This is a genomic window from Streptomyces odontomachi (genome assembly GCF_024435355.1).
Lineage (GTDB): Bacteria > Actinomycetota > Actinomycetes > Streptomycetales > Streptomycetaceae > Streptomyces > Streptomyces odontomachi.
Genome location: NZ_JAMJWG010000028.1, coordinates 21,085 through 45,798 on the forward strand (window position 1 = coordinate 21,085; position 24,714 = coordinate 45,798).

Annotated in this window: 20 protein-coding genes and 1 pseudogene; 16 read left to right on the forward strand and 5 right to left on the reverse strand. The window is 72.1% G+C overall.

Annotation, left to right across the window (positions count from 1 at the left end; genetic code table 11):
• Window positions 1–28: 28 nt before the first annotated feature.
• From NQO67_RS37730 to NQO67_RS37745, 4 genes are read right to left on the reverse strand one after another with little or no spacing between them, the layout of a single operon-like run.
• Window positions 29–1,540, reverse strand: a complete 1,512-nt coding sequence (locus tag NQO67_RS37730; protein ID WP_255954998.1) for an MFS transporter — start codon at window positions 1,538–1,540, stop codon at window positions 29–31.
• A complete protein-coding gene (locus tag NQO67_RS37735) occupies window positions 1,537–3,174 on the reverse strand; it encodes an AMP-binding protein (protein WP_255954999.1) in 1,638 nt (545 codons plus the stop codon). The genes NQO67_RS37730 and NQO67_RS37735 overlap by 4 nt, the downstream gene beginning before the upstream one ends.
• On the reverse strand, window positions 3,167–4,132 hold the full coding sequence (locus tag NQO67_RS37740; protein ID WP_255955000.1) for an ATP-grasp domain-containing protein: 966 nt from the start codon (window positions 4,130–4,132) through the stop codon (window positions 3,167–3,169). Before NQO67_RS37740 ends, NQO67_RS37735 begins: the two co-directional genes overlap by 8 nt.
• Window positions 4,129–5,046, reverse strand: a complete 918-nt coding sequence (locus tag NQO67_RS37745) for a family 3 encapsulin nanocompartment shell protein (RefSeq protein WP_255955001.1) — start codon at window positions 5,044–5,046, stop codon at window positions 4,129–4,131. The genes NQO67_RS37740 and NQO67_RS37745 overlap by 4 nt, the downstream gene beginning before the upstream one ends.
• A gap of 448 nt (window positions 5,047–5,494) precedes the next feature.
• Between NQO67_RS37745 and NQO67_RS37750 the strand changes: the two are divergent.
• The 11 genes and pseudogenes from NQO67_RS37750 to NQO67_RS37800 all read left to right on the forward strand — a co-directional run.
• Window positions 5,495–6,655, forward strand: a pseudogene (locus tag NQO67_RS37750) (DegT/DnrJ/EryC1/StrS family aminotransferase); the annotation flags it as partial.
• A 95-nt stretch (window positions 6,656–6,750) separates the two neighbouring features.
• Window positions 6,751–7,662: a sulfotransferase gene (locus NQO67_RS37755; protein WP_255955003.1), complete on the forward strand. Its 912-nt coding sequence runs from the start codon at window positions 6,751–6,753 to the stop codon at window positions 7,660–7,662.
• 16 nt (window positions 7,663–7,678) lie between these two features.
• The gene (locus NQO67_RS37760; RefSeq protein ID WP_255955004.1) at window positions 7,679–8,443 is read left to right on the forward strand and encodes an SDR family NAD(P)-dependent oxidoreductase; all 765 of its coding nucleotides are present in this window, start codon (window positions 7,679–7,681) and stop codon (window positions 8,441–8,443) included.
• A 107-nt stretch (window positions 8,444–8,550) separates the two neighbouring features.
• Window positions 8,551–9,804 (forward strand): AAA family ATPase, encoded by a 1,254-nt coding sequence (locus NQO67_RS37765; protein ID WP_255955005.1) that lies wholly within the window; start codon window positions 8,551–8,553, stop codon window positions 9,802–9,804.
• A gap of 86 nt (window positions 9,805–9,890) precedes the next feature.
• The gene (locus tag NQO67_RS37770) at window positions 9,891–10,235 is read left to right on the forward strand and encodes a nucleotide pyrophosphohydrolase (protein ID WP_255955074.1); all 345 of its coding nucleotides are present in this window, start codon (window positions 9,891–9,893) and stop codon (window positions 10,233–10,235) included.
• 211 nt (window positions 10,236–10,446) lie between these two features.
• Window positions 10,447–10,926 carry a DUF6099 family protein gene (locus NQO67_RS37775; RefSeq protein ID WP_255955006.1) on the forward strand — a complete coding sequence of 160 codons (480 nt, stop codon included), beginning with the start codon at window positions 10,447–10,449 and terminating at the stop codon, window positions 10,924–10,926.
• A gap of 174 nt (window positions 10,927–11,100) precedes the next feature.
• The gene (locus tag NQO67_RS37780; RefSeq protein WP_255955007.1) at window positions 11,101–12,024 is read left to right on the forward strand and encodes an LLM class F420-dependent oxidoreductase; all 924 of its coding nucleotides are present in this window, start codon (window positions 11,101–11,103) and stop codon (window positions 12,022–12,024) included.
• A 630-nt stretch (window positions 12,025–12,654) separates the two neighbouring features.
• Window positions 12,655–12,828 carry a hypothetical protein gene (locus tag NQO67_RS37785; RefSeq protein ID WP_255955008.1) on the forward strand — a complete coding sequence of 58 codons (174 nt, stop codon included), beginning with the start codon at window positions 12,655–12,657 and terminating at the stop codon, window positions 12,826–12,828.
• Window positions 12,825–13,616 (forward strand): hypothetical protein, encoded by a 792-nt coding sequence (locus NQO67_RS37790; protein WP_255955009.1) that lies wholly within the window; start codon window positions 12,825–12,827, stop codon window positions 13,614–13,616. The genes NQO67_RS37785 and NQO67_RS37790 overlap by 4 nt, the downstream gene beginning before the upstream one ends.
• A complete protein-coding gene (locus tag NQO67_RS37795) occupies window positions 13,613–14,542 on the forward strand; it encodes a DUF6895 family protein (RefSeq protein ID WP_255955010.1) in 930 nt (309 codons plus the stop codon). The genes NQO67_RS37790 and NQO67_RS37795 overlap by 4 nt, the downstream gene beginning before the upstream one ends.
• A gap of 224 nt (window positions 14,543–14,766) precedes the next feature.
• Window positions 14,767–15,903: a serine hydrolase domain-containing protein gene (locus NQO67_RS37800; protein WP_255955011.1), complete on the forward strand. Its 1,137-nt coding sequence runs from the start codon at window positions 14,767–14,769 to the stop codon at window positions 15,901–15,903.
• Between the two features lie 87 nt (window positions 15,904–15,990).
• Here NQO67_RS37800 and NQO67_RS37805 read toward each other — a convergent pair whose 3' ends face one another.
• Complete coding sequence (locus tag NQO67_RS37805) at window positions 15,991–16,365, reverse strand: VOC family protein (RefSeq protein WP_255955012.1); 375 nt, start codon at window positions 16,363–16,365, stop codon at window positions 15,991–15,993.
• 116 nt (window positions 16,366–16,481) lie between these two features.
• Between NQO67_RS37805 and NQO67_RS37810 the strand changes: the two genes are divergently transcribed.
• The 5 genes from NQO67_RS37810 (at window position 16,482) to NQO67_RS37830 (ending at window position 24,586) form a co-directional block, all read left to right on the forward strand.
• Window positions 16,482–18,221, forward strand: coding sequence for a 3' terminal RNA ribose 2'-O-methyltransferase Hen1 (locus tag NQO67_RS37810; RefSeq protein ID WP_255955013.1), 1,740 nt, complete (start codon window positions 16,482–16,484; stop codon window positions 18,219–18,221).
• On the forward strand, window positions 18,218–20,818 hold the full coding sequence (locus tag NQO67_RS37815; RefSeq protein ID WP_255955014.1) for a polynucleotide kinase-phosphatase: 2,601 nt from the start codon (window positions 18,218–18,220) through the stop codon (window positions 20,816–20,818). Before NQO67_RS37810 ends, NQO67_RS37815 begins: the two co-directional genes overlap by 4 nt.
• A 111-nt stretch (window positions 20,819–20,929) precedes the next feature.
• On the forward strand, window positions 20,930–21,820 hold the full coding sequence (sigJ, locus tag NQO67_RS37820; protein WP_255955015.1) for an RNA polymerase sigma factor SigJ: 891 nt from the start codon (window positions 20,930–20,932) through the stop codon (window positions 21,818–21,820).
• A gap of 162 nt (window positions 21,821–21,982) precedes the next feature.
• Window positions 21,983–22,903, forward strand: coding sequence for an NADP-dependent oxidoreductase (locus NQO67_RS37825; RefSeq protein WP_255955017.1), 921 nt, complete (start codon window positions 21,983–21,985; stop codon window positions 22,901–22,903).
• A 444-nt stretch (window positions 22,904–23,347) separates the two neighbouring features.
• Entirely contained in the window at window positions 23,348–24,586 is a 1,239-nt protein-coding gene (locus NQO67_RS37830; RefSeq protein ID WP_255955018.1) for an arginine deiminase, read from the forward strand.
• Window positions 24,587–24,714 lie beyond the last annotated feature (128 nt).

Consider the following 24,714-nt stretch of genomic DNA (forward strand, 5'->3'; position numbering starts at 1 on the left):
GGCGTGCTCGTAGGGACCGTCGGGGACCTCAGGACGTCGCGTCCGCCTCCCCGTCCTGCGTGCCCTGCGCGACCGGCGTTTCCTTGCGGCGGCCGACCGCGGTCGTGACCGCGACCACCAGCGCCAGCGCGGTGAGCACGGAGGCGACGAGGAAGCCGCGATCCACCCCGTCGGCCAGCGCCTGGTCGCCGGACGGCGTCCGGTCCGCCGCGACGGTGGTCCAGGTGACCGTGCCGAGCAGCGCCAACCCGATGGCGCCGCCGATCTGCCGGGCGCAGGTGAACACCCCGGACGCGATGCCGGTGGTCCGCTCGTCCACGCCGGCCAGGGCTCCCACCATCAACGGGGTGCCCACCATGCCGAGACCGGCGTACATGAGCGAACTGGGCCCCAGCAGGTCGGTGAGGTAGCCGCCGTCGGCATCGAGCCGGGAGAGCCACACCATCCCGACCACGGCCATGGCCAGGGCGCCGGTCAGCAGCGTACGGGTGCCGAGCAGCCGCATCAGCGGCCCGCCGGCGCGCGCGCCGGCGACCAGCAACCCCTGCATCGGCAGGAACACCAACGCCGTGTTCAGCGGGCTGTACTCCCAGACCCGCTGCACGAACAGGGTGATGAAGAACGAGATGCCCACCATCGCCATGCTGTACAACACGGCGGTGACATACGTGCCCAGCCGGGCGCGGTCGGCGAACAGGTGCAACGGCACCAGGGGCTGCGCGCTGCGGTGCTCCACGGCGACGAACACCGCCATCAACACGGCGGCGCAGCCGAGGGCGCCGAGCACGGTCGGCTCGGCCCAGTGCACCACGCCATGGGAGTCGGCCGCCGCCCTGGTGAGCGCGAGGACCAGCATCGTCATGCCGAGCGTGCCGGTCAGCGCACCCGACACGTCGAAGCCGCGGCCCGGCCGGTGGTCGGTGTCGCGCAGCACGCGGGGCGCGGCGGCCAGGATGACCGCGCCGATGGGCACGTTCACCAGCATGATCCACCGCCAGGACAGGAAGCTGGTGATCAGGCCGCCGACCAGCAGCCCGACACCGCCCCCCGCGGTGCCCAGCGCGGCGTAGATGCTCACCGCACGGTCACGCAGCGGCCCTTCCGCGAACGCGGTGGCGAGCAGCGACAACGTGGCCGGGCTCGCCGCGGCGGCACCGACGGCCTGCACGCCCCGCGACACGATCAGCTGCCAGGGCGCCTGGGCGAGGCCGGCGGTCAAGGACGCCACCGTGAACAGCACGAGACCGATGACGAAGACCCGCCGACGCCCGAAGACGTCACCCGCCCGGCCCCCCAGCAACAGCAGCCCGCCGAACACGAGCGTGTAGGCGTTCTGCACCCACTCCAGCTGGGGCCCGGAGAAGTGCAGACCCGCCTGGATACGCGGCAACGCGATCGTCACGATCAACGTGTCCAGCAGGAACATCATCTGCGCGCCGCAGATCACCGCAAGCGTGACGGTGCCGGCCGCGCGCCCTCCCCCCGAGCCGGCGGGGCCGTCGGGGGAGGTGCGCGCGGTCGGCGCCGGTGTGTCGCTCATCGGGGCGCCGCGGCCAGCTCCAGGCGCTTGCGGAGCGGGGCGCGCAGGATCTTGCCCACCGAGTTCCTCGGCAGCTCCCGCACGTACTGCACCCGGTCCGGACAGCTCAGGCGCGTGATGCCGGTCGCCGCGAGGAACTCGTGGATGGCCTCCAGGGACGGTGGCTGGTCGGTGGGCACGACGACGGCACAGCACAGCTCGACGCCCGGTACCGCGGGGTCGGGATAGCCCACCAGGGCGAGCTCGGCGATGTCGGGGTGCTTCAGCAGCAGCCCCTCCACCTCCAGCACCGGCACCTTGAAACCGGTGGCCCGGACGATCATGTCGTCGCGCCGCCCGACGATGCGGATGCCGTCCCGCCCGTCCGGGCGGGCCATGTCCCCGGTGTCGAACCAGCCGTCGTCGTCCAGGCAGGCCGCGTACGTCTCGTACTGGCCGAGGTAGCCGAAGCACTGGGAGGCGCCGCGTACCAGCAGCCGGCCGGCGCTCGGATCGTCGTCGAGGTCGATGCGCACCTCCATCCACGGCTCGCCCCGCCCGTCGCTGCTGGTCGCCCAGTCGTCCGGGTCGTCCGGGCGGGTCATGGTCACCGCGCCGTTCTCCGTCATGCCCCACAGGGCGTGCAGCGGCACCCCCAGGACCTCGCGGGCCGCGGCGACGAGCTCCGGCTGGATCGGTGCCGAGCCGGTGACGATCCGCGCCAGCGACCCGGTGTCGTGCGGCTTCGCCCGGTTGGCGGCGAGCAGGTCCACCAGATAGGCGGGCGACATGTACGCCCAGCTGACCCGGTGTCGCTCGATCATGTCGAGCAGCCGTGCCATGTCGGTGTGCTGGAGGTCGGCCAGGCACGTGCCGCCCAGGTGCAGCGGCATGAGCACGCCGTAGGTCAGACCCGCCATGAACGCGTGCGGATGGGGCACGGCGATCACGTCGTCCGCGCCGAGACCGCACGGCTCGGACACGCTGCGGATGGCGGCGTAGAGCGTGTTGTGGCTGTGGATGGCGCCCTTCATCCGGCCGGACGTGCCGGAGGTGCACACCATGACGGCCGGATCGTCCGGGCCGAGGGCGAGCGCGGGGTCGGGCGCCGGATGCGTGGTGTCGAGGAAGAACTCGGTGAAGTCCACGGCGCCGGTCGCCGCCGCGTCGCCGATCACCACCCGGTGCCGCAGCGTCTCGGGCGCCGCCTGCTCGAGCCGCTTGCCGAAGTCGGCGGAGTTGAACTCGTCGACGGTGATGCAGACGGCGGCCTTGCTCATCTCCAGGTTGAACGCCAGCTCCCGCTGGGCGAAGAACGGGTTCAGGATCCCGCAGACCGCGCCGATCCGGGCACATGCGTAGACCAGCACGGGCAGCTGCCACAGGTTCGGCAGATACAGGACGACGACGTCGCCGCGTCCGACCCCGAGCGCGGACAGGCCGGCGGCGAACCGCTCCACGAGGGAGGGGAACTCGCCGTAGGTGACCGTGCGCACCGTGTCGTCGCGGTAGGCGATCATCGCGGGATGTGCCGGCCGGGTGCGGGCCGCATCGGCGAGATCGTCGAGGAACGTCTCATCCCGCCACCAGCCGGCCGCCCGGTACTCGGCCAGCACTTCGGCGCTCGGCAGATGGAGTGACGCGACATCAACCATGGTCCGCCTCCGCGTCGTGGCCCCGCCGGTCGGACAGCGAGCCGAGTTGCTTCTCCACCCAGTCGAAGATGCCGGCCAACCCCTCGGTGCAGCCGGGCTCGCCGAACATGTTCAGGAACCCCGGCACCGCGTTGACCTCGAGGATCACCCAGCCACCTGAGGGGTGCGGCAGGATGTCGAGGGCGGCGTAGGTCAGTCCCATGTGCCGGGTGGCACGGATCGACAGGTCGATCAGCTCATCGGGTGGGTCGATGCGCTCCCAGCTGGCACCCTCGTACGTCTTGCACCGCCAGGTGTGGGCCGGCGGCAGCTTCAGCATGTTGATCGGGGTGGTCTCGCCGGCCACCGAGATCCGGTACTCGCCGTACTGCGTGGAGTAGAACGGCTGGCACATCATCGTCCCGTGCGCCTTCAACAGGCCCTCGACCAGGTCGCGATCGGCCGCCAGGTCCGTCACCCGCTCGACGTTGATGCCGCGCAACCCGTACGACGGCTTGATGATGACGTCGCCGTCCCAGTCGGCCAGGGCCTCGGCGACCTCGTCCATCGTCGTCACCGAGCGGAACGGCGGGACCGGGAAGCCACCCTCAGCGAGCCGGTGGAGCATCAGGAACTTGCTCCACACGTTCAGCCAGGTCTCCACCGAGTCGAACAGGCGCGGCCCCAGCGCCCGGCTGATGATGCTGAGCCGTTCGACGCGGTCCCGCCAGGAACTGGTGTCGTGCAACGCGTCGTGCCAGTGGTCGCCGAAGAGGTTCGCACGCGAGATCACCGCGTCGAAACGGTCCGCGTCCACGCCGCCGAACAGCACCTTCGCCGCGCCGTCGGACCGCCGCACGCTGACGTCCTCCAGCAGGAACGTCGACATCTCGTGCCCGTGCGCACGGCCGTACTCGATCAGGCCGGCCCCGTCGGTGTCGATGCCGGATTCGTCCCAGAGCAGTATGCCGACCTTCATGACGTCGCCCCGCCCTCCGCCGAGGCCTCGGCCGTGGTGAGGGTCTCGATCGGTGCGGGGACGCTTTCGGGCGCCAGGGTGAGCAGGGCGAAGTGCTGGGGCAGATGGACGGCGAGGCCGATGCGGCCGCCGGCCTCGATCTCGGCCAGCTCGTCACCGCGGCGCAGGGTCAGCGTGCTGCTCGTGCCGTCCAGGAGCGTGACGCCGGCGCGGAAGTCGCCGAGCAGGACCTGCTCGGGCGCGATCATGCGGGTCCGGGTGATGCGCAGCCCGGCCGCGTCCAGGGTGGGCAGCGCGCCCAGGGCGACCAGCTGCCAGTAGACGCGGGGGTGCATCACCAGTGCGTCGCAGGAGCCGCCCTGGTCCTCCACGTCGGCGGCTGCCGCCATGATGCTGCCGAGCAGGTCCGGTCTGCCCCGCAGATGGCGCAGGCCCGGCAGCCGGAGCAGACCGGTGACGGCGCCGTCGGCACTGCCGTGCAGCAGGACGTCGTTCTCCACCGTGCACAGCCGCACGATGACCCGGTGGTCGAAGAACCTGGCCAGCAGGGCCGGATCGCGGCAGATCTGGTCCGGCAGCGGGACGCGCACGGAGACGGTCGTGAGCGCCGCCTTGACCGCGCGGGGCTGTTGATGGGCCTCGGGAGTGCCGGCGTACGCCGTGTCCCGGGTGGTGACATGGGCGAGGGCCTGCCGCTCCTGGACGAAGCTCACGGACTCGTCGGTGAGCGTGGCCGACTTCAGCAGATCACGGATCGGCGGCCGGGGCCGTGTCGAGGCGAGCGGAAAGTGTCGGGCCAGGGGCTCGTGCACGGTGGTGGCCACAACGCCGGTGCCGGAGCGGCTGGCGGCGATGGCGAGCTCTTCGCCCGGTGTGCGGCTGGCCAGTGCAGGATCGTCGATGAGGTAGTGCACCAAACCTCTTTCTCCGCCGGGCCCGCCGCAGGTCCGGATGCGGACCAGGCGGAAACCCAGAGCCGTGTCGGTGTGGAGGTGTGCCGCGCCGCAGTGAACGCGCTGTCGATAGCGGAACATTCGCGCCACTCGGCAGCCGAACAGTAAACCCACCCTCGGAGTGTTGTGAAGTGACGTGCCCTCACCAATCCCCCATGCCCGGTTCATGCCGATCCGCGCGTCCCGGGCGCCGTTGCGCAACCATTTCCCAAGCTCCAACGGGACGGTGACGGCGCTGCTCAGACGCGCTTTCCGGGGCGCCGCTGACCCGTCGGGAGCAAGGTCAGCAGGAAGTGGGCGTGAGGTATGTCTTGCCAACTGGCCTGGTCCTGCTGTCGGATGACCCGGCACCGGCATATGGCCGGAATGACAGACCGAACGTTCGGACCAGTTGTGGAGGAAGTCGCCGATGACCACACCGACGCGCACCGCACCACTGGCGATCGACGGCGGGCCACCCATCCGCCAGAGCGTCTGGCCGACGTACGACAACGGCGACGCCTACGTCTTCGAGGAAGACATCGCCGCCGTTGTCGATGTTCTACAAAGCCGTCGTTATTTCCGGTATGACACGCGTAGACACGAGGACACGGAGACCGGCGCACTGGAAGCGGCCCTGTGTACCCACTTCGGGTCCGCGCACGCCCTGGCCTGTGCCAGCGGGACGACGGCGCTCGCGCTGGGACTGCTCGCCCTCGACCTGCCGCCGGGCTCGGAAGTGGCCTGCCCGGCCTTCACCTTCGCCGCCACGCCCAGCGCGATCATGCTCGCCGGCCACCGCCCGGTGCTGGTCGAGTGTGACGACAACCTGCACCTGGACGTCGCCGACCTGCGACGCCGGATGGCGGGCGGGGCCCGCGCCATCGTGGTGGTGCACATGCGGGGGTTCGCCAGCGACATGCCGGCGATCTGCGCCGTCGCCGAGGAGTTCGGCGTTCCGATCGTGGAGGACGCGGTGCCGGCGCTGGGTGTCCGGCTGCACGGCCGCCCGCTCGGCACCTGGGGGAGGTTCGGCGCCTTCTCCACCCAGTCGGACAAGGCGCTCAACACCGGCGAAGGCGGATTCCTGGTCACGGACGACACCGAGGCCTACGCCCGCACGCTGGTCTACTGCGGTGCCTACGAGTCGCGGATGGCACGGCACTTCGTCGACCCCCCGAGCCTCGACGACCTGGCGCTGCCGCTGTTCAGCTGGCGGATGGACGAGATACGCGCGGCGCTGGCACGCACCCAGCTCGGCAGGCTGCCGGACCGGCTGGCCGCGCACCGGCACAACTACGAGCGGGTCGCCGCCGCCCTCAAGGACCGCGACGACATCGTGGTACGGCAACCCGTGGCGCCCGGCGCCTACCTCGGTGAGGCGCTGCTGCTGCGGCTGCCGGACGCACCGGTCTCCACGGTCTCCTGGTTCGCGCGCGCCCTGCGGGCCGAGGGCATCTGCGTACGCGCCCTCGGCGACCCGGACGACGTCAACGTCCGGGCGTTCTGGAACTGGCGCTTCCTGTTCCCCGACGCGGCGGAGGCACGCGCCGCGTACCCGGTGACTGCCGCGTTCGTCGACTCGACGGTCGACATCCCCCTGTCGGCGAACCTGACCGACGCCGACTGCGACCAACTCGTCGAGGCGCTCTGCAAGGTCGCCGACGCCCTCCCGGGTCGGCGCCGGTGACGACACGGCCCGTCGTCGTCTACCTGACCGGCTGGTGCCGCAGCGGCACGACCCTGATCGGGAACCTGATCGGCGAACTGCCCGGCGCCGTCCACGTCGGCGAGGTGCATTACCTGTACCGCCACGGCGTCCTGACCGACGGGACCAACGACAGCTGCGGCTGCGGCACCCGGATCGCCGAATGCCCGCTGTGGTCGGGGGTGCTGGCCCGGCTGGGCGCACCGGACTCCGTGCCCGAGCTGACCGGGCGGCAGCGACGGTTGCTGCGCACCCGGCACACCGCGGCACGGCTGTCCGGGGCCGCGGGCCCGCGCCGGGCCACCGCGGCCGCCCTGGCCGACCTGGAGCGTCTGCACACGGCGATCGCTGCGGAGTCGGGCGCGTCGATCATCGTGGACAGCGGCAAGTACCCGGCCGAGGCCGCGACCCTGTGCGGCAGCACCGCCGTGCGCACCCACGTCCTGCACGTGGTGCGCGACCCCCGCGCGATCGCGGAGTCATGGCGGCGTCCGAAGGACTACATCCCGGCGATGTCGGCGTGGCGCAGCACCGCTTACTGGGTCGCGTTCAACCGGGCGTCGCACCTCGTCGGTCAGGCGTTCCCCGACCGGTACCGATGCATCCGGTACGAGGACTTCGCCGCCGAGCCCCGGGAGACCCTCGGCGCCGTGCTGGCGGACTGGGGCCTTGCTGACGAGCCGCCCGTGACGGCGGACGGCACCGCGGAGCTGTCGGTCAACCACACCGTCACCGGCAACCCCGACCGCTTCCGCCACGGCGCGGTGACGATACGGCCCGACGATCGTTGGCGGGCCCGGACACCACCGGCGACCCGGCTCGTCTCCGGGCTCGTCGCCGCGCCCTGGCTGGGCCGGTACGGATATCGGCGAACTGTTGAAAAGGGTTGATAAAGGGAGGTTGACCATGGATCTGGGGATCGCCGGCAGGGTGGCCCTGGTGTCCGGAGCCAGCAGCGGGCTGGGGCGTGCGATCGCCACCACGCTGGCCGCCGAGGGCGCCCACGTGGCGATCTGCGGCCGCGACGCCGACCGTCTCGCGTCCGCGGCGGACGAGGTGGCCGCCGCCGGATCCGGGCGGGTGCGCGCCGACCAGGTCGACGTCCGCGACCACGACGCGGTCCGCGACTGGGTCGACGCGGTCGCGGCCGACCTCGGGGGACTGCACATCGTGGTGACCAACGCCGGCGGCCCACCGGCCGGTCCGGTCACCGCCTTCGACCTGCCGGCCTACCGCGCCGCGGTGGAACTGTCCCTGCTCTCCCACATCGGGATGGTGCAGACCGCGTTGCCGCACCTGCGCGCGGCGGGCTGGGGCCGCGTCCTGCTCGTGGCCTCCGAGACCATCCGCCAGCCCAGGCCCCAGTACGGGCTGTCCAACACGGTACGGCCCGGACTGCTCGGCTTCGCCAAGTCGCTGGTCCCCGAGGTCGGCCCGGACGGCATCACCGTCAACGTCCTCGCCCCCGGCTACCACCGGACGGGAACGCTGGAGGCGCAGTTCGCCGATCCGGACAAGGGCCTGGCCGAGATCGCCGCGACCCTCCCCGTGCGACGTCTTGGCACCCCGGCCGACCTGGCCGCCACCGCCGCGTTCCTGGCCAGCGACCGGGCCGGCTTCATCACCGGCAGCACCGTGCTGGTCGACGGCGGCGCCACGCAGGGAATGTGACCGTGCGCCCCGTGGCGCCGCCGCACCACCGCCCCGAATCCCCCGAACGTGGGAAACCTCCCTGATGTAACGGTTTATCTGATCATCGCGTCCCTACGGTCCTGCGCATGACCGTGCCGACCGCCGCAGCCCCGACCGTCACCCGTCCGGCCCTCACCCGACTCGACCTCACCGCGTTCGCGGGACACCACAACACCACCCTCCAGCTGGCTCCGCTGACCTTCGTGGCGGGCCCGAGCGGCAGCGGCAAGTCCACCGCGCTGGCCGCGTACGCGGCCCTGGCACGGCTGGGCGCCGGCGCCGAGCTGGCGGAGGCGTTCCCCGATCCGCACGCCTGCGTCCCCGAGCGGGCCCGGCCCGAAGCGGGCCGGCGGGGCTTTCGCATCGGCTGCACGGCGGGCGGGCCGGTCGGCCCGGTCCGGCTCGACCTCGCCGTCCAGGTCGAGCCGGACCTGCGCATCGTCGGCGAGCGCCTCACCGCAGGGGGCCTGACCCTCCTGGAGACCGCTCTGAGCCACCCCGGCCGGCCCGCCGTGCAGGCCGCCTGGCACACCAGGGGCGCCGCACCGGTGACCTACGGCCGGCTGCCTGACGACCGGCTCGGCACGGCCCTGCTGCCGCTGCGGGTGGCCGGCAGCACCGAAGGGCAGCGGCGGGTGGTCGCGGCGGCGGAGCAGATGGTGCTGGCGCTGCGGTCGGTCTTCGTCTGCGACCCACGCCCGCGGCTCATGCGGGCCGTCCCTGCGGCGGCGTGCGGGGGACGGCTGCTGCCCGGCTGCGACAACCTCGCCGAGGTGGTGGCCAGGACCAGGACGGAGTGCGGACGGCGACACGCCCGCCTGGTCGCGGCGTTACGGGCCGGCTGCGCGGGTCCGGTGCGTGACCTGTGCGCCCGGCGGGACGGCGAGGGCGTGCTGCGGGCGGTCGTGGAGCGCGGCGAGGGCGTTGCGACCCCCGTCGAGCGGCTGGGCGACGGTGAACTGCGGTACCTGGCCCTCGCGCTGGTGCTGCTCACCGGACCAGCGGTGCTCCAGGTCGACACGGTGGCCGAGGTGCCCGCCGCCTATCAGACGCTCACCGTGCTCGCCGACGGTTTCGACCGCTGCCTCGACGCGCGCCAGACCCGTGAACTGACTCGGCTGGCGGGCGACATGTGCGGTCGGGGACACATCCGGCTGGTGGCGACGGTGGCCGGCCGCCCGTCGTCGGCCGGGGGCGGGGGAGCGGCAGAGGACGGTCGAGCGACAGGAGGCGGGGGAGCGGCAGGAGACGGGGGAGCGACAGGAGACGGGGGAGCGACAGGAGACGGGGGCAAGGCGGCGACGATGGGCCGGGCCACGGTGGTAGACCTGGGACGGTGACGGACTCCTCTGACGCTTCGCCGACTTCCGCCCCCGCCTCCCCTCCTTCTCCCCACCCCGCACCCGCCCCGGCCGCCGGCGGCGCCCTGGACGTGGCCACCCTGCAACGCAGGCTGGTCGACTTCGCCGCGGCACGCCGCTGGCAGCCCTTCCACACCCCCAAGAACCTGACCTCCGCGCTGATGGTCGAGGCCGCCGAACTGGGCGAGATCTTCCAGTGGCTGACGCCGGAGCAGTCGGCCCGGGTGATGGACGACCCGGACACCGCCCACCGCGTCAGGGACGAGACGGCGGACGTCCTGTCCTATCTGCTGCAACTGTGCGAGGTGCTGGGGATCGATGTCCTGGAGGCACTTCAGGCCAAGATCGACCGCAATGAGCGGAGATTCCCGGTGCCGGATGATTCCTCCCCGTCCGGTCAGGCTTCGTGAGCGCTGCCGCCTTCACTGATCTTGCCCGGCACGCCCGTTCGTCACTCTCCGGAGTTACGAACTTATCAACATTGGATTTTCTGTCCACAGATTTCGGGTTTCCTCTGGCTTTTCGTCACGGCGGGCCTCACTCTTAGTAGTGACCACGGGAGTTGGGAAAACCGCGCGACGCTCGCGTGGCGGAGGCCCTTCAGGAAGACGGGGACGGCGGATGGATGCGGTGCGGCTCATCGGAGTGGGCAGACGTGCACTGGCACAGAGCCATGAGGTCCCGGACATCGTGGCCGAGGCCTGGCAGGCACAGGCCCTGGCGCAAGCGGTCGGCAGCCGGCTGGCGGTAGGTGGTCCGCCGGAGCTGCGGGGCGAGGCACTGGGCCTGAGCGAGGTGGGCGGTCGAGGCTGCGGAGCCCTCGGCGACCCGGAGTTGAAGACCGAAGAGATCCGAGCCAGCCAGCTCACGGAGATAGGCGACGCCCGCCAGTCCCTGCTGGAACTGGGCGTGATGCTCGGCGAAGTCGGCATGGCGCTCGTCGGCATAGCCTGCTCGGCCGAGGAGGACAGCGTCTACTGGCAGTGCATGGAAGGCATCGACGCGGCCGACGAGGCACGCGACCGCGTCGTGGACATGCTCCGCAAACTCGCCGCACGCGACGAGAACCTCCCGGAGCGCGATTCGGCAGGCACCCCGTGACCCGGACACCACCTCGCGCGCGTGGCCGCCAGGCGATCCGCTGCGTCAGGGCGCGCGGCGCACCGTCCGGGCGGTGCGTCCGCCCCCGGGCGTCCGCCCCTTCCGTGCGGGCCGGACGGTGGAAACGGCCCACCACCCGTGCCGGGTCGCATCCTCACCATGCAGGATGTGGGCATGGATCTGCGTATTTTCACTGAGCCCCAGCAGGGCGCTTCCTACGACACCCTTCTGACCGTGGCCAAGGCGACCGAGGATCTGGGCTTCGACGGGTTCTTCCGGTCGGACCACTACCTGCGCATGGGTGAGGTGGACGGGCTGCCCGGGCCGACCGACGCCTGGGTCACCCTCGCCGGGCTGGCCCGCGAGACCCGACGGATCCGGCTCGGCACGCTGATGACCGCCGCCACCTTCCGGCTGCCCGGTGTCCTCGCGATCCAGGTCGCCCAGGTGGACCAGATGTCCGGCGGCCGTGTCGAGCTGGGCCTGGGTGCCGGCTGGTACGAGGAGGAGCACACGGCGTACGGGATTCCGTTCCCCGCGGAGAAGTTCGCGCGGCTGGAGGAGCAGCTGGCGATCGTCACCGGCCTGTGGGCCACGGAGGAAGGCAAGACCTTCAGCCACCAGGGCACGCACTACCAGCTCACCGACTCGCCCGCACTGCCCAAGCCCGCCCAGGCCAAGGTTCCGGTCCTCATCGGGGGGAGCGGGCCGGTCCGCACCCCGCGACTCGCCGCCCGGTATGCCGACGAGTTCAACATGCCGTTCGCCTCGATCGCCGACAGCGAGAGCCAGTTCGGCCGCGTCCGCGCCGCCGCCGAGCAGGCCGGCCGCCAGGGCGACGACCTGGTGTACTCCAACGCCCTGGTGGCCTGTGTCGGCCGTGACGAAGCCGAAGTGGCACGCCGGGCCGCCGCCATCGGCCGGCAGGTCGACGAACTCAGGACCAACGGCCTGGCCGGCACCCCGGCCGAGGTCGTCGACCGGATCGGGCAGTACGCCGCGGCCGGATCGCAGCGGATGTACCTCCAGATCCTGGACCTGGCCGACCTGGACCACCTGGAGCTGATCGCGTCCGAGGTGCAGAGCCAGCTGCCCTGACGGGCCGCACGGGGCGTGCGGGGCGTGCGGGGCGCACGGGGCGTGCGGGGCGTGCGCCCATGCCGCCCGGACGGAGCACCGCGCTGCCGTACGTCGCACGGTGCCGTGTGCCACGTGCCCCGTGGCACAGGGCCCCGTCGCACCAGGGGCCCGTCCAGCCGCGCCGTGCCGACTCGCGCCGTGCCGGTCGACGGCGCGCCCTTCGTCCCGACCCGCGCCGCGCCGTGCCGGTTGACGGCGCGCCTCTCGTCCCGACCCGCGCCGCGCCGTGCCGCAACGTCATGCAAGGCCTGCCCACCCTGCCCACCCTGCCCGCCCTGCCCCGCACCCCGAAGCGGCGGGGCGGGCCGCGGCGACCGGGAGGAAACCGGAGCGGCTTCGACCGGGCGGCGTCCTTCACCCATTCGGCAGGCGCCGCGATCCGCCCGATAACTCGTAGCCAAAACCCCCTGCCGGGCCTCGGAAACCCAGGAACGCCGGGCTCGTGAGGTCGATCGCCCTGCTTGTGCCGCGCCATGGCAATCACCATGGGAACCGGGCACGAGTAGTTGGTTTCGTCTGGTGATGCTTTGGTGGCTTTCGTCGGGGTGTCACCTATGTGGCACCACTTTCGAACCCAGGGAGCAAGACATGCTCGACCAGGCTCTCAAGACGACCGGCCTCGCACTGGATCAGGACATGCTCGAAGGGCTGATGCTCCAGCCCTCGACACCGCTCAGCGACGCACCCGTCCCGTCGCCCGACGGCAAGGGATTCCTCCTCGCCCTGCTGCTCCTGGCCCCGAAGGAGCCGAAGGGCCGGTGATCACCGAGCGGGCCCGTACGGCCCATCACAGTTCGGCCGACGGGTTGGCCCGCCGTGCCCTCGGTGTCCTCGCGGACGCCGAGGGCACGGCGCCCGTTGCCGCCGCCCACCTGGCGGAGGCAGCAGACCGGTCCGAGGGCGATCTCGCGGTCGCCCTCGGCGCCGTGCGCATGCTGGGCGCCGACGTCCTCGCACCCTGCCTGCTCGCCGGTCACGCCGCGCCGCCCGACGAGGTGACGGCCGTCGGCCTGGCCCTCGCCGCCCTACCGCCCGCCGACCCGCCGCCCCCGGCACCTCCCGAGGGCTCCGAGCAGGCCTGGGTACGGGCCTGGCTGGACTGGGGCCTGGTCACCGCGCTGTCCCGGACCGGTGCCGAGTGCACGGCGAAGGCGCCGCTGCCACCCGGACCACCGCTGTGCGACGACGACGCCGACCACGGACACCCGCCCACCACGCACGCCCACCCACGCGAAGGCTGGCTGCCGTGGTCGGAGCGGATGGGCCAGCTGTCGTCGCTGGCGCTGCCCGGTCTCGACTCCGCCGTGCACGACGCCGCGCGCGCCGGCGTACTGGGTCTCGCGCGCGGTGCCACCCGCGCCATGCTGCGGCGCGACTTCCCGACCGCCGGACGGATCGCCCGCTGGCTGGCCTGGCTCGGTGCCGAAGGCGCGGTGCTGCCGCTCGACCTCGTCCCCCTGACGGCCCGTCTCGGCCTGCTCGGCGGTGGCGAACGACTCGCCCTGGACGTCGCCATCGCCCGTCGGCTGCTCGACCTGGAGCACGAATGAACCCCGCATCCGCACGCCTGGCGCACGACGTCGGATCCCGCGCCCTGGCCTGGCTGCACGCGCACCGGGAGTACGGCACGCTCGACCGGCTCATCGACTCCTACCTCGGTGAGGACGCCGACGCCTACAAGGCCCTCGGGGAGACGGCACTCGCCGCCTCGCTCGTGCTGCGCGGCGGCCTGGCCGGCGCCGCCGACCTCGAACGCGCACGTGACCTGCTCGACTTCGGCTGGGCCCAACTCGGTGAGGGAAGCCTGCTGTACGAGCGGCTGCTGCGCCATCCGCTGCACACCGATCCGCTGGAGCTCTACCTCCCCTTCGCCCGCGCCGGCTACCGGTACCCGCCGCTCGACCGGCTGCTCGCCCACACCCGCACCCTGCCGTCCGTGCACGCCGTGGAGATGCTGCCGAACCGCCGGCTCGCCATCGCCAACGCGCTACGCGTCACCGGCTTCGACGACGGCGGCAGGACGACCGACTGGGCAGCGCTCGCCCGCGCCACCTGGCTCGGCAACACGCCCGAGCCATGGAACATCGACTGGATCACCGGCTACACCGTCACCCACACCGTCTTCCACCTCACCGACTGGGGTGCCCTGCCCGACGGCCTCCCGAAGAACCTGGCCGGCTACGTGGCCAACTGGCTTCCGGTGTGGACGAACGTCTGGGCCGAGATCGGCCAGTGGGACCTGATGGTGGAACTCATGATCGTGGGCGCCTGCCTGCCGGAGCCCCAGATCACGACGGACGCCTGGCAACGGCTCGCGGGACTCCAGCACGACGACGGTCTGGTGCCGCGCGACGGTGAACCCGTGGAGGAAGACCCGGCCCGCCGCTTCCACGCGCATCAACACCCCACCGTGGTCGCCGCCGTCGCCGGCACCCTCGCCCTCATGCGGACGCTCGACACCCCCCGGCCCGCCTGATGCCGCCCACGTCCCGCCGGCGCACCCACGGCGACGACGGGCCCACCGGCACGCACCCCCCTGCGCTCCATGGGCCCACCGACCCGAACGCGCAAGAGCAACGCCCCCGTCACGCCCGTCACGCCCGCCGCGCCCGTCCGGGGCAAGACCCCAGGCAGGCCCCCGGGCCAGACCACCACGCGAGTACGGGACGGTCCCCGAAGGCCTCCCTCGACCCCGCCACCGTGCGCCGTCTGACCCGTCCGCTGCTGACGGCCGCCCCGGGTGCGAGCGCGCTCGCCGTCGGTCTCCATCGGGACGGGCAGCGGGCGTTCGTGCTGCGCGGCACCACCGCGCACGGCGGCGGGGTGCCGGTGGGGGCGGCGACCCGGTTCGAGGTGGGGTCCGTCACGAAGACGTTCACCGCGCTGCTGCTGGCCGAGCAGGCCGGCCGCGGCGAACTCGCCTGGCACACCCCGCTCGCCGCCCTCCTGCCGCCCGGCACCCGCATGCCCCGGCGCGGCGACGCGATCACCCTCACCCAGCTGGCCACCCACACCGCCGGCCTGCCCCGGCTGCCGCCCGGCCTGCTCGGCAGCATCGGCACCCGCTGGTTCTCGAACCCGTACGCGGCCTTCGGCGCCGAGGACGTGCTGGCCGCCCTGGCACGCACCCGAGTGCGCTCCCGGCCGGGCTCCCGCGTGCGGTACTCCAACTTCGGGGTCGGCCTCCTCGGGTACGCGCTGAGCGGCGCGGCGGGCGGCACACCGTACGGGGCCCTGCTCGCCGAGCGAGTGCTCGACCCGCTGCGGCTGCGCGACACCACTGCCTGCGCCACCCCGCCGGCCGGCACCACCCAGGTCACCGGCCACTGGCACGGCCGCCCACGACCACCGTTCCACATCCCGGGGCTGCCGGCGGCCGGCGCGGTCCGCTCCAGCGTGCGGGACCTGCTGACGGTCACCGAGGCGCTCATGGGTCCATATCCGGACATGGACCCGAACCCGAACCCGGGCCCGAACCCGTACCTGGACCTGGACCTGGACCTGGCCACCGACCCGGACACGGCCGACGCCCCGGTGCCACCGCCCGCCGTCCTGCGCTCCGCCTTGCGCTCCGCCCTGCGCGAGGTGACCGTCCCCCGGCTCGTGCGACCGCACGGCCAAGGGCAGCTCGCCCTGGTGTGGAACATCCGCCCACGCCCCGACGGCTCGCGGCTCTACCACCACTCGGGCGGCACCCGCGGCTGCACCGCGTTCATCGCCTTCAACCCCGAGCGGCGCACCGCCCTGGTGGCCCTCGCCAACACCGCCCCCAGCTGGGACAACAGGCTCATCCAGCGGGCCTACGAGGCCGTACTGCACCTCGCTGGCAGCGGCTGACCGGCCCACCGACTGACCGACTGACCGACTGACCGGCCCACCGGCCGACCGGCGACCGGCCGGCCCGCCCGCACGCCCCCGACAGTCTCAGCCCCGTCCGGTGTCGATCACGCAGAAGCGGTTGCCGTCCGGGTCGGCCAGGACCACGAAATCGGGGTCGTCCGGGTACAGGTCCCAGTCGACCCGGCGGGCCCCCAGCGTCACCAGCCGTTCCACCTCCGCGGCCTGGTCCGCCGCGTCCCCCGCGTACAGGTCCAGATGGATACGGGGGTGCTCCTGGACGGGCGTCTCGCTGCGGCCCAGCGAAAGATGCACCCCGCCTCCGGCACCGTCCACGGGCTGTAGCACCGCCCAGCCGTCCTCGACCTCGCCCCGTGGCACCAGCCCCAGGGCCTTCGTCCAGAAGGCGACCGCACGCGGCACGTCCGAGACACCCAGGACAACGGATCCGATTCTCAACATGGACCGATTCTGGCCAAGACCGACCTCCCTCGGAACCGGAAGCCGTATCCCGCACGAAACGGCCCATGACGGAAAGTCCATAGCCAGGCCCTGTGGACGCCGCGATACTCAGGCAGGTGTTCTTGACGATCGGTACCACCGGAACCCCTGAGCGGCCGGCGAGCGACCTCGGATTTCTGCTGCACAAGCACCCCGACCGCGCGCAGGCCTTCGCCACGTCCTACGGCACCGCGCACGTGCTCTACCCCGAGGCGTCCAAGGAGCGGTGCACCGCCGCGCTGCTGCTGGAGGTCGACCCGGTGGCGCTGGTGCGGCGCGGCAAGGGCAGAGGGCGCGGGGGTGCGCCCGACTCGGCGCTCGCCCACTACGTGAACGACCGGCCGTACGCCGCCTCGTCGCTGCTGGCCGTCGCGCTCGGCAGCGTGTTCTCCAGCGCCATGAAGGGCCGCTGCGAGGCCAGGCCGGAGCTGGTCGACCAGACGCTGCCGCTGCACATCGAGGTGCCCGTGCTGCCGGCACGCGGCGGTGCCGCGCTGGTCACCCGGCTCTTCGAGCCGCTGGGCTGGACGGTGACCGCCGAGCCGCTCCCCCTGGACGACACCTTCCCGGACTGGGGGGACTCGCGGTACGTGCGCCTGGTCCTGGCCGGCGAGCAACGCCTCTCCCAGGCGCTGTGCCACCTGTACGTGCTGCTGCCGGTGCTGGACGCCGCCAAGCACTACTGGGTCGCACCCGACGAGGTGGACAAGCTGCTGCGCGCCGGTGCGGGCTGGCTGCCCGGGCACCCGGAGGAGTTCCTGATCACCAGCCGCTATCTCGCCCGCCGAAGGACGCTGACCCGCGAGGCCCGCGAGCGCCTGGAGCTGATCCGGCTCGCGGAGTCCGACGACAGCGAGGTCGACGAGATCGACAACGCGGTCGACGGGGACGTCGACGGAGATACCGTGGAAGAGGACGCGACCACCGGAAAGGCCATGCGCCGCGGCTCCGACGAGGCGGCGGGAGCCACGTCCGAAGCGGTCTGCGACCCGGGTGCGCAGAGCGCCGCGACGTCCCCGCCGCCCCTCGGGGTGCAGCGGCGCGCCGCGCTCGTCGCCGAACTTCGGGCCGCCGGTGCCGGCCGGGTACTGGACCTGGGCTGCGGCGAGGGCCACCTGGTGCGCGAGCTGCTGGCCGACGCCCGGTTCACCGAGGTCGTCGGCGTCGACGTGTCGCTGCGCGCCCTGGCCGTCGCCGGCCGGCGGCTGCGTCTGGACACCATGGGCGAGCGGCAGGCCGAGCGCGTACGGCTCCTCCAGGGCTCGCTCGCCTACACCGACCAGCGTCTGAAGGGCTACGACGCGGCCGTGCTGAGCGAGGTGATCGAGCACGTGGACCTGCCGCGGCTGTCCGCCCTCGTCTACGCCGTCTTCGGCGCAGCCCGGCCCCGTACCGTGCTCGTGACCACGCCGAACGTCGAGTACAACGTGCGCTGGGAGAGCCTGCCCGCCGGGCACGTGCGCCACGGCGACCACCGCTTCGAGTGGACCCGCGAGGAGTTCCGCGGCTGGGCCCGGGCCGTCGCCGCACGGCACGGATACGACATACGCGTCGAACCGATAGGCCCCGACGACCCCGAGGTGGGCCCGCCCACCCAGATGGCCGTCTTCACCCGGGTGGACCGGACCGAGGGCACCCGGGACGGCCAGCAGGACGAGGCCCGCACGGACGGCACGGCACGACCGACCACCGCGGCCGTGCCGCCCCGGTCACCCGCGCCGACACCGCAGCTGGCGCCCTCGGCCCTGGAGCCGACACCGCAGCCGGCACAACAGCCTCAGCAGGCCCCGACGGCACAGGAAGGACGGGTGGCATGACGACGACCGCCACCGGCACCGACACGCGCGCCCGCCGTGTCCTGGCCGTCACCGACCTCGCTCTCGTGGTGCTCGTCGGCGCCTCGGGCTCCGGAAAGTCCACCTTCGCCCGCCGGCACTTCAAACCGACCGAGGTGATCTCCTCGGACTTCTGCCGCGGCCTCGTCTCGGACGACGAGAACGACCAGGAGGCCAGCCGCGACGCCTTCGACGTGCTCCACTACATCGCGGGCAAACGGCTCGCCGCCGGCCGGCTCACCGTCGTCGACGCGACCAGCGTGCAGAGCGAGAGCCGCCGGCAGCTGGTCCGGCTGGCCCGCGAGCACGACGTGCTGCCCATCGCGATCGTCCTCGACGTCCCCGAAGAGGTGTGCGTCGAGCGCAACGCGGCCCGCGCCGACCGGGCGGACATGCCGCGCCGGGTCGTGCAGCGCCACATACGCGAACTGCGCCGCTCGGTGCGCCAGCTGGACCGCGAAGGCTTCCGCAAGGTGCACGTCCTGCGCGGCGTGGACGAGGTGGACACCGCGGAGATCGTCCGTGAGCGGCGCTTCAACGACCTCAAGCACCTCACCGGTCCCTTCGACATCGTCGGCGACATCCACGGCTGCGCCGCCGAGCTGGAGGCCCTGCTCGGCAAGCTCGGCTACGTCGACGGGGCGCACCCGGAGGGCCGTACCGCGGTCTTCGTCGGCGACCTCGTCGACCGCGGCCCGGACACCCCCGGGGTGCTGCGCCGGGTGATGTCGATGGTCGCTTCCGGAGACGCGCTGTGCGTGCCCGGCAACCACGAGAACAAGCTGAGCCGCTGGCTGAACGGGCGGACGGCGCAGGTGAGATACGGCCTCGCGGAGACCGTCGAGCAGCTGGGACGGGAGAGCGAGGAGTTCCGCGCCGAGGTGCGCACCTTCATCGACGGACTCGTCAGCCACTACGTGCTCGACGGCGGGCGGCTCGTGGTCTGCCACGCCGGGCTGCCCGAGAAGTACCACGGACGCACCTCCGGCCGGGTCCGTTCGCACGCGCTGTACGGCGACACGACCGGGGAGACCGACGAGTTCGGCCTGCCGGTGCGCTACCCCTGGGCGCAGGACTACCGCGGCCGCGCCGCCGTCGTCTACGGCCACACCCCGGTGCCCACCGCGACCTGGCTGAACAACACCATCTGCCTGGACACCGGCTGCGTCTTCGGCGGCAAGCTCACCGCACTGCGCTGGCCCGAGCGGCAGCTCGTCGACGTACCTGCCGAGCGCGTCTGGTACGAACCCGTGAAGCCGCTGCGGACCGAGGCGCCCGGTGGCGGCGACGGCCGTCCGCTCGACCTGACGGACGTGCACGGGCGCCGGTCCGTGGAGACCCGGTACGCGGGACGCGTCACCATCCGCGAGGAGAACGCGGCGGCGGCACTCGAAGTGATGAGCCGCTTCGCCGTCGACCCCCGGCTGCTGCCGTACCTGCCACCGACGATGGCGCCCACCGCCACCGCCCCCGCCCGCCGGGAATCCCACGGCCCGGCCGTCGACGGTCCCTACCTGGAACACCCCGCCGAGGCGTTCGCGCACTACGCCGCGGACGGCGTGGCGCGGGTCGTGTGCGAGGAGAAGCACATGGGCTCCCGTGCCGTGGTGCTGGTGTGCCGGGACGCCGGCGTGGTGCGCGAGCGCTTCGGGATGGACGGCGCCGGCGACCCCACGGGCGCGCTGTACACCCGGACCGGCCGTCCCTTCTTCGACGACCCGGAACTCACCGAGGAGATCCTGCGACGGCTCCGGGCCGCAATCGACCAGGCCGGCCTCTGGGAGGAGCTGGCCACCGACTGGCTGCTGCTCGACGCCGAGCTGATGCCCTGGTCGCTGAAGGCCTCCGGCCTGCTGCGCACCCAGTACGCGGCGGTGGGCGCCGCCGCGCGAGCCGTCTTCCCGGGTGTGCTCGACGCCCTCGAAGCGGTGGCGGCGCGTGGTGTCGACGGCGCCGGGGAACTGCTGGCGCGCCAGCGGGCTCGGGCCGAGGCGGCCAGCGCGTTCACCGACGCGTACCGGCGTTACTGCTGGCCGACCGACGGTCTGGAAGGGGTGCGTCTCGCCCCCTTCCAGATCCTGGCGTCCCAGGGCCACAACCGCGCCCTGTTGCCGCACGACACCCAGCTGGCCCTGATCGACCGGATGGTCGAGCACGACGTCGATTCGCTCCTGCACACGACGCGGCGGTTGTATGTCGACACCGGTGAGGAGGCGTCGGTGCAGGCGGGCGTTGACTGGTGGCTGGAAATGACCGGGCGGGGCGGCGAGGGCATGGTCGTCAAGCCGGTCGGCGCGGTGGTCAGGGACGAGCGGGGCCGGCTGGTGCAGCCTGGCCTCAAGGTGCGTGGCCGCGAGTACCTCCGCATCATCTACGGACCCGAATACACCCGCCCCGACCAGCTGGAACGGTTGCGGTCCCGGTCCCTCGGGCACAAGCGGTCGCTTGCGATTCGTGAGTACGCGTTGGGGTTGGAGGCGTTGGATCGGTTGGCGGACGGGGAGCCGTTGTGGCGGGTTCATGAGGCGGTGTTCGGCGTCCTCGCCCTCGAGTCGGAACCGGTGGATCCCCGGTTGTAACTGCTGCCCGACATCGACGGTCCGGGCGTCCGGGCTGTCGGAGCCGTCCGCGAAGATCCCGAGTTCGGATGGCTACGCTGGATCCGCAAGCTGGAGGAGGTTGCGATCTGTATGGGTGACGGGCCCGGGCCCGGACGGACTGAGCAGGAGGACGGGCTCGGGGCCGGATGGGAGAGGCACCGGCCCGCGGTTTTCGGTGTGGCCTACCGGCTGCTGGGGAGCGTGGCCGATGCCGAAGACGTGACCCAGGATGTCTGGCTGCGGGCGGCCGGCGCGGATCTACAGAGCGTCGATGATCTGCACGCCTGGCTGGTGACGGTGGCCGCGCGGCGGTCGTACGACATTCTCAAGAGCGCTCGTTTCCGGCGGGAAACCTATGTCGGGCCGTGGTTGCCGGAGCCGCTGCTGACGGGGCCGGACGCGTCGCAGCCGGTGCTCGTCGACGAGTCCGTCAGTTCGGCGATCCTCCTGATCATGGAAGAGCTGAGCCCGCCGGAGCGGGTGGCCTTCGTCCTGCACGATGTCTTCGGTCTTGAGTTCGGCCGGATCGCCGAGGTGCTGGACGTCTCCGTGCCGGGTGCCCGGCAGCTCGCCTCCCGGGCGCGACGGCGGGTGGCCAAGGCGAAGCGGTCCACGCCGCAGGCGTCGAAGGCGGAACGCGAGAGCGTCCTGGCGGTTTTCCGTGCCGCTTACGAGGCCGGGGACCTGGCCGGCCTGATCAGGCTCTTGCATCCGGACGCCGTCTACGTCACCGACGGCGGCGGCAAGGCCTTCGCGGCACGCAAGATCATCCACGGCGGCGAGCGCGTCGCCGAGGTCATGGTGCGGGTGGGGCGCCAGTGGCATCCGGACCGCATCGACTTCGCGGAGATCGGCGGCGAGCTCGCCCTGGTGTTCTACCGCGAAGGGCGGGTCTACTCCGTGGACACGGTCCAGATCACGGACGGTCTGATCACCGCGTACCGCCGGGTCATCAATCCCGACAAACTCGGGTGCGTCTGAGCTGTCACACCCGCAGGGGCTACCTCGTCTCCCTGGTGAAAAGCAGAACGGACGACGAGGAAGTGCGCGCGAGCGGATGCCATCGATCCGATGGCGAGCCGCGGTGACCCCTGCATGTGCACGGGCTGTGCGCTTGAGTCGCCCCTCCCAGTAAGGACCTGTATGCAAGCCATCACTGTTCGGGACCGTGACGCCGGTACTGCCGGGATGTCCCTGACGGACCTGCCCTACCCCCATGCGGCCGAGAACGATGTCATCGTGCGCGTGCACGCCTCGGGATTCACCCCGGGCGAGCTGGACTGGCCGGCAACGTGGGCCGATCGCGCCGGCCGCGACCGGACGCCGAGCGTGCCCGGGCACGAGCTGTCCGGTGTCGTCGTGGAGCTGGGGTACGGCACCACCGGCCTGAGCGTCGGGCAGCGGGTGTTCGGCCTGGCCGACTGGACCCGCAACGGCACGCTGGCCGAGTACACCGCGGTGGAAGCCCGCAACCTCGCCCCCCTGCCCGCGGACATCGACCACACCCTGGCCGCCGCACTACCGATCTCCGGGCTGACCGCCTGGCAGGCCCTGTTCGACCATGGCCGCCTCACCACCGGTCAGACCGTCCTGATCCACGGCGCCGCCGGCGGCGTCGGCTCGATGGCGGTACAGCTCGCTCGCGAGGCCGGCGCCCGCGTCATCGGTACCGGCCGGTCCGCCGACCGGGACAGGGCACTCGGTCTGGGCGTCGACACCTTCCTGGATCTGCAGGCAGGGAGACTGGAGGACGCGGGCGAGGTCGACGTCGTGCTGGACGTGATCGGCGGCGACATCCTCGACCGCTCGGCCGCCCTGGTGCGCGCGGGCGGCACGCTTGTCACCATCGCCATGCCGCCCAGGGTCCAGCCTGCGGACGGGCGGGCGGTCTTCTTCGTCGTCGAACCCGACCGCGCCCGGCTCGCCGATCTCGCGACGCGGGTAAGGGACGGCCGGCTCAAGCCGGTCGTCGGCGCTGTGCGGCCGCTCGCCGAAGCACCCGCCGCGTTTGCGCCCGGCAAGCGCACATCCGGCAAGACGATCATCCGCGTCACGCAGGACTGAACAGGAGACCGCTCGTGATCGGAACAGTACGCGAACAGCCCCCTCGGGCTGCCCGAGCTTGCGCACGTCGTTGAGCTTGGTGATCTAGGCCAGCAGAGAGCCCGGACCAACTGCGCCCGGGTCGCGCTTGGGCGTGGCGAGCAGGTGGCGCCCGGGTAGTTCTGGGCGGTCAACGGCCGGAACGAACGAGGACAAGGCTCAGCCCAACCCTCTGCGGGCAGTCGTTCCGCAGGGCGGAACGGGTGGGCACAGCCCACGACGGATGGTCGCGTGAACGGTTCCGGGCGCCCCAGACGAACGCAACCCACGACACGGTCACGTGCGACCCGGGCGCACCGGACAAGCGGCCCAGCCACACCGCACGGTCACGTGCGACCCGCGCACCCCGAAAGACTCCCGATGCCCGGGGCACCGCAGGAGCCCCGGGCGCGGCAGGATGGACCCATGGGATTCCACGTCGACTCCGAGGCGGGCCGCCTGCGCCGCGTCATCCTGCACCGCCCTGACCTGGAGCTGAAGAGGCTCACCCCGAGCAACAAGGACGCTCTGCTCTTCGACGACGTCCTCTGGGTGCGTCGCGCCCGCGCGGAGCACGACGGCTTCGCGGACGTCCTCCGCGACCGTGGCGTGACCGTCCATCTCTTCGGTGACCTGCTCACCGAGACCCTGGACATCCCGGCCGCACGGGAACTCGTGCTCGACCGGGTCTTCGACGAGAAGGAGTACGGGCCCCTGGCCACCGATCACCTGCGCGCCGCTTTCGACGCACTGGACTCGGCCGAGCTGGCCGAGGCGCTGGTGGGCGGGATGACCAAGCGCGAGTTCCTGGACCGGCACGCCGAACCCACCTCCGTGCGCTTCCACGTCATGGACCTCGACGATTTTCTGCTCGGCCCACTGCCGAACCACCTGTTCACGCGGGACACCTCCGCCTGGATCTACGACGGCGTGTCGATCAACGCGATGCGCTGGCCGGCCCGGCAGCGCGAGACGGTCCATTTCGAGGCGATATATCAACATCACCCGCTTTTCCACGGCGATCGGGCGGGGCCGTTCCGTATCTGGTCGCGAGGGCAGGCGGACTATCCGTCCACCATCGAGGGCGGTGACGTGCTGGTGATCGGCCAGGGCGCCGTACTCATCGGGATGAGTGAGCGGACCACACCGCAGGCCGTGGAGATGCTGGCGCACAAGTTGTTCGCCGCCGGTTCTGCGACCACCATCGTGGCCCTGGACATGCCGAAGCGGCGGGCGGTGATGCACCTCGACACGGTGATGACGATGATCGACGGGGACACGTTCACGCAGTACGAGGGATTGGGCATGCTGCGCTCGTACACCATCGAACCCGGCGACAACGGCAATGAGCTGAAGGTCACCGACCACCCTCCGGAGCACATGCACCGTGCGATCGCCGCGGCGCTCGGACTCAGCGAGATCCGGGTGCTCACGCCCACCCAGGACGTGCATGCCGCGGAGCGCGAGCAGTGGGACGACGGTTGCAATGTCCTGGCCGTCGAGCCGGGCGTCGTGGTGGCTTATGAGCGCAATTCCACCACCAACACCCATCTGCGCAAGCAGGGCATCGAGGTGATCGAGATTCCCGGTAGCGAACTGGGCCGGGGAAGGGGCGGTCCCCGATGCATGAGCTGCCCGGTGGAGCGGGACCCGGTCCGGGCCTGAGTTCTGAGACCGAGCGCAACGAGACCGAGCCCGGCGAGGCCGAGCCCGCCGCGGCGGGCTCGGAGCCGGCAGTCGGGCCGCGGGTCGAGAGTCGGCTCTGCGTCGGGGCCTGAGAGTCGGTTTTCGGC